Here is a 7594-nt window from a genome sequence, read left to right as displayed (position 1 = left end):
GTCTTTATCTCACGTATTGCAGGCCACCACGTCAAGTTACTTGGGAACGGGTTAATTATTCATAAGCAAAGGAGAGAACAATGAGTTCTTATCTACTCAGAGCCGCCATTATTACAACGTTAGGGATAAGCTACCAAGCTCAAGCCTATAACTGTGATGGCTTGGGCTCTTGGGATACGGCCGCCATTTATACGTCCGGCGATAAAGTGACGCAATCTAACGCAGCCTATCAAGCTAACTATTGGACGCAGGGAAATGATCCTGCAAGCAATAACGGCCCCTGGGCATTTTGGCTATCACTCGGGCAGTGTGACAGCGGTGGTGGCAATGTTCCACCCACGCTAAATCTCGTTTCTCCTGCCAATAATGCACAAATCCCACAAGGCAGCTTAATCACGCTACAAGCCACCGCGTCTGATAGCGATGGTAGCGTGGCACAGGTTGAATTTTTGATTGATGGCGTGTCGATCGCCGTCATCACACAAGCGCCTTTCCAAACCGATTGGACTGCCGCTTTAGGCGCAACCCAAGTGACTGCAATTGCCACTGATAATCAGGGTGCGACTACGTCAACCGCGTCAACCATCTCGGTTACGCCTGTTGGTGGTTTAGTGCCTCCGTCCATCTCCTTAACCAGCCCAATAGGTGCTGAGCAGCTAGCGGCTGGTGACTCATTGACGCTAAGCGCTAATGCCACCGATTCGGATGGAACCGTCACGCAAGTTGATTTTTATGTGGATGGACAACTCGTCGCTTCAGATACTTCAGAACCTTATGCCCACGATTGGACTGCTGTCTCAGGCTCTCACACCTTTAAAGCCAAAGCGACGGATAATGATAACCAAACGACTCATAGCCAAGAGGTCGCCTTAGTTGTATCTGGAGGCTCAAGTGGTGGTTGTGCAGGTTTAGCAACCTATGTGGCGGGTAGCAGTTACGCTGCGGGCGAATTAGTGCAAAACAATAATCAAAAGTTCCGTTGTGATATCGCAGGTTGGTGTTCTTCTAGCTCAGCGTGGGCCTATGAGCCGGGCAAAGGAAGTTATTGGCAAGAAGCGTGGACAGGAATGGGCGCGTGTGCCACGCCACCTACCGTTTCATTGACAAGCCCTGTTGACAATGAAGTGATTCTGGCTGGTTCTACCATCCTGCTCAGCGCACAAGCTAATGATGCCGATGGCAGTGTAGTACAAGTGGAATTTCTTGTTGATGGCACGAGCCTTGGCGTAGTAAACCAAGCGCCTTATTCGGTTGAGTGGGTTGCGAGCAAGGTCGGAAGTACCACACTCAAAGCCATCGCAACCGATAATGACAATAATAGCGCTGAAAGTCAGATTAACGTTTCAGTAAGCGATCAAGCGTTAGTGGTGTCGTTAACATCGCCAACGTCAGGGCAAACCGTCGGTTTAGGTAAACCAGTCAATATTGCTGCCAATGCGACGTCACTCACTGGTGCTGTTTCTAAAGTCGATTTCTTAGTGAATGGAGCGGTGGTCGCAACTGATACCAGTGCGCCTTATGCCTACACTTGGACACCTACGGCTATCGGCGAATACACAGTGGCTGCGCAAGCTTATGATGCAGGCAGTAGTGTATTGTCAGACGCAGCTGCCGTGAAGGTGGTTGAACAGACACAGAAAAAGCACAAATTGATCGGTTACTGGCATAATTTTGTCAATGCTGCTGGCTGCCCAATGCGTCTCGCTGATATGTCTGATGCGTGGGATGTGATCGATATTGCATTTGCCGATAATGACCGCAACAGTAATGGAACCGTGCATTTCAATCTTTTCGCAGGCGATGCGCATAGTAGCTGTCCCGCCTTAGATGCTACCCAGTTCAAGCAAGATATGGCGGCCTTGCAAGCCAAAGGCAAAGTTTTTGTTTTGTCACTTGGTGGCGCTGAAGGCAACATTACGCTCAATACTGACAGTGATGAAGCGCACTTTGTTGATAGTTTGACGGCGTTGATCAAAGAGTGGGGTTTTGATGGCTTGGATGTTGATTTAGAAAGTGGTTCTAACTTAATGCATGGCTCGCAAATTCAAGCGCGCTTGGGCCGGGCATTAAAGCAAATTGAAGCCAACATCGGCGGTGATATGTACCTGACCATGGCACCAGAACACCCTTATGTTCAAGGAGGAATGGTGGCTTATAGCGGCATTTGGGGAGCGTATATTCCTATCATCAATGAGGTTCGTGACACACTCGATCTACTTCATGTCCAGCTCTATAACAACGGTGGGTTACCAAACCCTTATCTACCGGGTGCAGCACCTGAAGGTTCGGTGGATATGATGGTCGCTCAATCAAAAATGCTGTTAGAAGGGTTTGATTTGGCCGATGGTTCACGCTTTGAACCACTGCGTGACGATCAAGTTGCAATCGGTTTGCCTTCTGGCCCGAGCTCTGCCAACTCTGGGCAAGCGCCCACGCAAAACATTCTTGATGCGTTGGACTGCTTAACCAAGGGAACCTCTTGCGCGACGGTGAAACCGAGTTTCAACTACCCTAACTACGGTGGTGTGATGACATGGTCTATTAACTGGGACGAACACGACGGCTACAATTTCTCTACGCCAATAGGCAACAAACTGACGCAAATGAATAATGCCCAATAAAGGCTAAGTTGGTTTATAACGCAAGAACCCCAGCGCAGTGCTGGGGTTCTTTTTGGTTCGCTGATCATAGCTATCAATAACCACTAGCAATAATCAATAACAAGATCAGTTATTGGGGTGAAATTGCTCGCACGCCAACAGGGTGTTTTCAATCAAACTGGCCACCGTCATTGGCCCGACCCCACCCGGAACAGGGGTGATCAAGCTTGCTTTGGTGCGCGCTACATCGTACTCGACATCGCCAATCAGTTTGCCTGACTCCAAGCGGTTGATGCCCACATCAATCACCACGGCACCTTCTTTAATCCATGCACCGGGAATAAAATTGGGTTTACCAACGGCCACCACCAACAAATCAGCTTGGCGAACATGGTGCTCTAAATCTTTAGTGAAGCGATGGCATGTGGTTGTGGTGCAACCAGCCAGTAGCAGCTCTAACGTCATTGGTCGGCCGACAATATTGGATGCGCCCACAATCACCGCATGCTTACCACGCAGTTGAACGTTATAGCGCTCAAGCAAAGTGATGATCCCTTTGGGCGTGCAAGAGCGCAGTTTAGGAATGCGTTGGGCTAAACGGCCCACATTGTAAGGGTGAAAACCATCGACATCTTTTTCAGGAACAATGCGTTCAAGCACATGGGTTGTGTCAATCCCAGCAGGTAAGGGCAGTTGCACTAAAATGCCGTCAATTTCAGGGTCGGCATTGAGCTTATCGATTAACGCCAGTAGCTCCTCTTCACCTGCAGTGGCTGGAAGATCATAGGATTTTGAAACAAAACCCACTTCTTCACAAGCACGACGTTTGCTGCCGACATACACTTGTGACGCAGGATCTTCTCCCACCAGCACCACCGCTAGCCCCGGAGCTCGAAGACCCACTTGAGTGCGAGCTTTTACCCGCGCCGCTACTTCAGAGCGAACCGTCTGGGAGATGAGTGTCCCATCAATATTTTGAGCAGTCATGGCTTTCCTTACACATTGGTCGCAAATATTTTTGGGCGCATTGTCGCAGATATTTAAAGTAACATCTATAAGCAAACGTTTGCTTTGTTCTGTTTTTCGTCACATGGTTAGCGAATGGCAGTTTTTTAGGCATTTGAAACAGAATGTTAGAGAAAGCGATTGCTTTACGGAGTTCAACTCGTATAATCCTGTCCCTGTAGCGCGCCCTTAGCTCAGCTGGATAGAGCACGTCCCTTCTAAGGATGTGGTCGTAGGTTCGAATCCTACAGGGCGCGCCATTTATTCAAGAAAGCCCCGATAACTCAAAAAGTTGTCGGGGCTTTTGTTTTTCATGTTCATCCGTTCGGTTTTTTACTCCGATGGTACTTTTGTGCAGAGTGTTGATAATTTCATCGCTTTCATCTTATTACATCTTGCTCCTACTGGCCTCGCAAAACGCACCTTCTTAGCTATCCCACGAATATTTTGTGCCACACTCTATGTGAAATTTAATTCATATGGAGGGTGCGTAATGAATCTAACCAAATCTTCTTTAGTGACATGGTTTATCTGTTTTAGCCCAATGGTGGTAAGCCATCAGTTGTATCCTGATGTCGATACTCCACGGCTTAACGAAGCGCAGCTTGCAGAGAGTCAACTGCCATTTTCTCTGATTAGCGATGATGAGTTTGTTTTTCGACCTCATCAACGTCCTTTCAATATTGAAGATTTTATTGGCACCCATCAGCCACATTGGCTTGAGCTTGTCGAGTCAGTTAGCCATTGGGCTGGGGCAACGGGGGTTGATCCTCGAGTGTTATTGACCACTTTAGCGTTATTAGAACAAGAGAGTGCTTCGGAGCAAAGCTTGGACGATAGACAGCGGCAGATCAAAGATATTGCGAATCAACTGTCTCAGCGTTTTTATCACTATCAAGAAAGTTCATCGGCTCTTCAATACAATGCTGCGACGTTAGCGGTCATGCAGCAATTGAATCGGGTGGATGATTGGGCATTATGGAAATCGCAATATGAGCTTTGGTTTGGTGCTTTCAGCGAACCACAAAACACACCAGCTCCTATGCGTATGGGAAACCTCATTGCTTCGCCTAGTGAGGGGTTTATGCAGTGGCCATGGCGCAAAGGGTATCAGTGGATACCTAACGGTACGCATGCGCACAGTGGTTCAGGCTTTCCGCTTTCTTCAATCGACGTTTCTTACGATTGGCCAGCTTGGGGCGCGCCAACTTACAGTGTAACGGCCGCGCATGATGGCTACGTGTCGGTGATGTCTCGGTGCCAACTGCGCGTGACGCATCCAAACGGTTGGGCGACGAACTATTACCATATGGACGGAATCCAAGTCGCGAATAATCAGTGGGTGACGAAAGACAGTAAGTTGGGTGTTTATGCTAACCAGCGTTCCATTGCTTTGTGTGAAGGTGGATCGTCCACCGGCCCTCACTTGCACTTCTCATTGCTTTATCAAGGGCGTTTTCAATCTTTACAAGGTGTGAGTTTTGGGCCATATAAGGTTCAGACTGGGCGATATAGTTACGATAATCATTGCCAATATACATGGCTGTATGACCAACGTAAGCAGCAGAAAGTCTGCTTATGGCAACCTATTTATAATTAAGGTTCACGCTGAAATGTTGTGATGGAAAATGTTGGTGCAAGGTTCTCTTACACCAACATTCATTTTGTGCTCAACCGATTTGTTGTGTCGTGAGCCGATCACTGACTTATCGTTCTTTAACGACGAAACGAACGGTTACGTGCGGAACGCTCTTTATGGGCAGAAGCCGCTTTAGCCTGTGAGTTTAAAATGGAATCAACCGTCAGCTCCATTGGCTCTTTAGGTTTGAGGCCATGTGGGAAAGTGCGCGCGCGCGGTGGCAGATCATATTCTTCAGCTGAAGCGCGTGGCATACGTTTAAAGCGATAGAGGTAGAAGTTTTCTACTTTCTCTCTCGCCCAATCGGTTTTATTGAGATATTTCACGCTGCTGGCAACCGATGGGTTAGTATGGAAGCAGTTAAAACGCATTGCCGTATCGAGAATATCCCAACCGTAAAAATCCACTAGTTCTTGCAGTAATGTTTCTAACTTAAGACCGTGTAATGGGTTATTTCTTTGTAATTCAATTCTTTCTTCTTCAGTCATCATAACGAGTTCCTAAGTAGTTCACTAACCGAGGCCAGCAGGGGTGTATGGTTTTCGTTGGTTTTTTATTCAAACAACGTGGCATCACGAATGATCATCTCTTAACACGCTAGTTTAAGGGGCCGCATTCTAACAGAATTCAGTGGCCCTCCCTAAGATTATCGTGCGGAAGATCAGCGTTGTTTGATTGGTCAGATTTTTCTGCGTTCAATAAAAAGGACATAGCGCTTAAAGAGCTTGGATTGTCGTCTTTACACAGATTTACTTGTTACTTCATCTACTTTACGTTGTGATTGTTACTCTTAGATAACCTTTATATTTAAGTGGTTATTGTGATGAGCAGAGTAAGCAAAACGGTATTGATTGTGATGGTGGTTGTCTCGGTATTATGGATGCAAGCCGAGCCAACGCTTTTGGTGTCTGAAAACCTCTTCAAGTGGCGATCGGCTTTTATCCAGTGGTCAGGCATTTTGGCCATTGTGGCGATGTCATTGGCTATGGTGCTGGCGCTTCGTTTGCCCCTTGTTGAACAGTGGACACAAGGAATCGATAAAGGTTATCGGATACACAAATGGCTGGGCATTTCGGCCACGTTGCTTGGTTTATTTCACTGGCTTTGTTACCAGATACCGAAATGGATGATCGCACTTGAGCTCCTGACTAAACCTAATCGGCTCAATGGCTCTGGCCCACAGGGGAACTTGTCGGGTTTTGCGCTTTGGGTAAAAGAGATGCGCCCGATGGGGTTAGCCATTGGCGAATGGGGGTTCTACTCATTATTGCTGCTGGTGGGTGTATCACTGTGGCTAACCATTAAATACAAACCGTTTCGCTTATCGCACCGTTTGATGGCGGTGGTGTACCTTTTGCTGGCTGGGCATTCGGTATTATTGTTGAAAAAGGCGTATTGGGGCTGGCCGATTTATTGGTTAGTGTTGATGTTTATTGCGCTTGGCTCCGCGGCAGCAGTCTACAGTTTGCTTGGATTTGTGGGCCGAAATGCACGTTATTCAGCGAAGATTAGCGCATGCCACTACTGTGCAGCGAGCCAAACGTTAGATTTAAGAATTAAGATGGAGAAACCTTGGCCCGGACACAAAGCAGGGCAGTTTGCCTATTTGAGTTTTGTTGGCGAAGAGCCGCATCCGTTTACTATTGCTTCGTACAATGAGGCTAATGAGCTGCGATTTTTGATCAAAGAGCTCGGCGATTTTACCACTGGCCTTTATAAGAGAATTACCGTGGGTGAGCCGATTGAGGTCGAAGGTCCATATGGACGATTTGAGTTTTATAGTGATAGGCCACAAGTCTGGATTGGTGGCGGTGTCGGCATTGCTCCATTTATGGCTGGGTTAGATTATTTACACACGGTAAAAGCGCATCCGGCTACTTATCTGTTTTTCTGCTGCCACCATGCAGAGCAAGCCCTGTGTGATGAGCTTAAGCAGAAAGCATTGCGTGCAGGAGTCTCCCTCACAGTGATTGATTCAAGCATTGCGCCGCATTTGTCTGCCGAGACTATTGCTCGCCAGTGTGGTGATTTAAGCGGTTTTGAGTTTTTCTTTTGTGGCCCTGTTGCGTTTTCACGGACTTTAAAACAGGCGTTGAAGCCTTACCATGTAGACGTTGAAGCTCAGTTCCATGAAGAGTTGTTTATGATGCGTTAAGCATGGTTTGTGAAATGACCAAGCCCAATTTTTTACGGATGACAGCACGAATAACAGCACGGACAACAGATAATGGCCTTGCGAAAAAGAATAGATAAATCAAGTCACTTACTTGAATAAAATTCATATTGCACTTCAATGTTATTCACTATGATCTTGCTCACAGTATGCTTCAATGGCACTGACCAATAAAGC

The 7594-nt window shown here is 47.2% G+C and carries 5 protein-coding genes and 1 tRNA gene; 4 read left to right on the top strand and 2 right to left on the bottom strand.

Going from position 1 to position 7594, the window contains the following annotated elements:
* The first annotated feature begins 80 nt into the window (after positions 1-80).
* Positions 81-2621: an Ig-like domain-containing protein gene (locus B9J84_RS14810; RefSeq protein ID WP_094124455.1), complete on the top strand. Its 2541-nt coding sequence runs from the start codon at positions 81-83 to the stop codon at positions 2619-2621.
* Between the two features lie 105 nt (positions 2622-2726).
* Here B9J84_RS14810 and folD read toward each other — a convergent pair whose 3' ends face one another.
* A complete protein-coding gene (folD, locus tag B9J84_RS14805) occupies positions 2727-3587 on the bottom strand; it encodes a bifunctional methylenetetrahydrofolate dehydrogenase/methenyltetrahydrofolate cyclohydrolase FolD (RefSeq protein WP_010317168.1) in 861 nt (286 codons plus the stop codon).
* Between the two features lie 201 nt (positions 3588-3788).
* Between folD and B9J84_RS14800 the strand changes: the two genes are divergently transcribed.
* A tRNA-Arg gene (locus B9J84_RS14800) sits at positions 3789-3865 on the top strand.
* A 233-nt stretch (positions 3866-4098) separates the two neighbouring features.
* A complete protein-coding gene (locus tag B9J84_RS14795) occupies positions 4099-5205 on the top strand; it encodes a M23 family metallopeptidase (protein WP_081244912.1) in 1107 nt (368 codons plus the stop codon).
* 116 nt (positions 5206-5321) lie between these two features.
* Here B9J84_RS14795 and B9J84_RS14790 read toward each other — a convergent pair whose 3' ends face one another.
* Positions 5322-5735 carry a VF530 family DNA-binding protein gene (locus tag B9J84_RS14790; RefSeq protein ID WP_013857204.1) on the bottom strand — a complete coding sequence of 138 codons (414 nt, stop codon included), beginning with the start codon at positions 5733-5735 and terminating at the stop codon, positions 5322-5324.
* Positions 5736-6067: 332 nt separating this feature from the next.
* Here B9J84_RS14790 and B9J84_RS14785 point away from each other — a divergent pair, with 332 nt between their 5' ends.
* Positions 6068-7399: a ferric reductase-like transmembrane domain-containing protein gene (locus B9J84_RS14785; protein ID WP_179217577.1), complete on the top strand. Its 1332-nt coding sequence runs from the start codon at positions 6068-6070 to the stop codon at positions 7397-7399.
* The last annotated feature ends 195 nt before the right edge of the window (positions 7400-7594 follow it).

The sequence above is a fragment of the Vibrio sp. V03_P4A6T147 genome, assembly GCF_002241085.1.
Taxonomy (GTDB): Bacteria; Pseudomonadota; Gammaproteobacteria; order Enterobacterales; family Vibrionaceae; genus Vibrio; species Vibrio anguillarum.
This window is presented reverse-complemented; position numbering and strand designations above follow the sequence as displayed.

Coding starts and splice junctions, on each gene's coding strand:
- B9J84_RS14810 (WP_094124455.1), top strand. CDS start 81: ATGAGTTCTTATCTACTCAGAGCCGCCATTATTACAACGTTAGGGATA.
- folD (WP_010317168.1), bottom strand. CDS start 3,587: ATGACTGCTCAAAATATTGATGGGACACTCATCTCCCAGACGGTTCGC.
- B9J84_RS14795 (WP_081244912.1), top strand. CDS start 4,099: ATGAATCTAACCAAATCTTCTTTAGTGACATGGTTTATCTGTTTTAGC.
- B9J84_RS14790 (WP_013857204.1), bottom strand. CDS start 5,735: ATGATGACTGAAGAAGAAAGAATTGAATTACAAAGAAATAACCCATTA.
- B9J84_RS14785 (WP_179217577.1), top strand. CDS start 6,068: ATGAGCAGAGTAAGCAAAACGGTATTGATTGTGATGGTGGTTGTCTCG.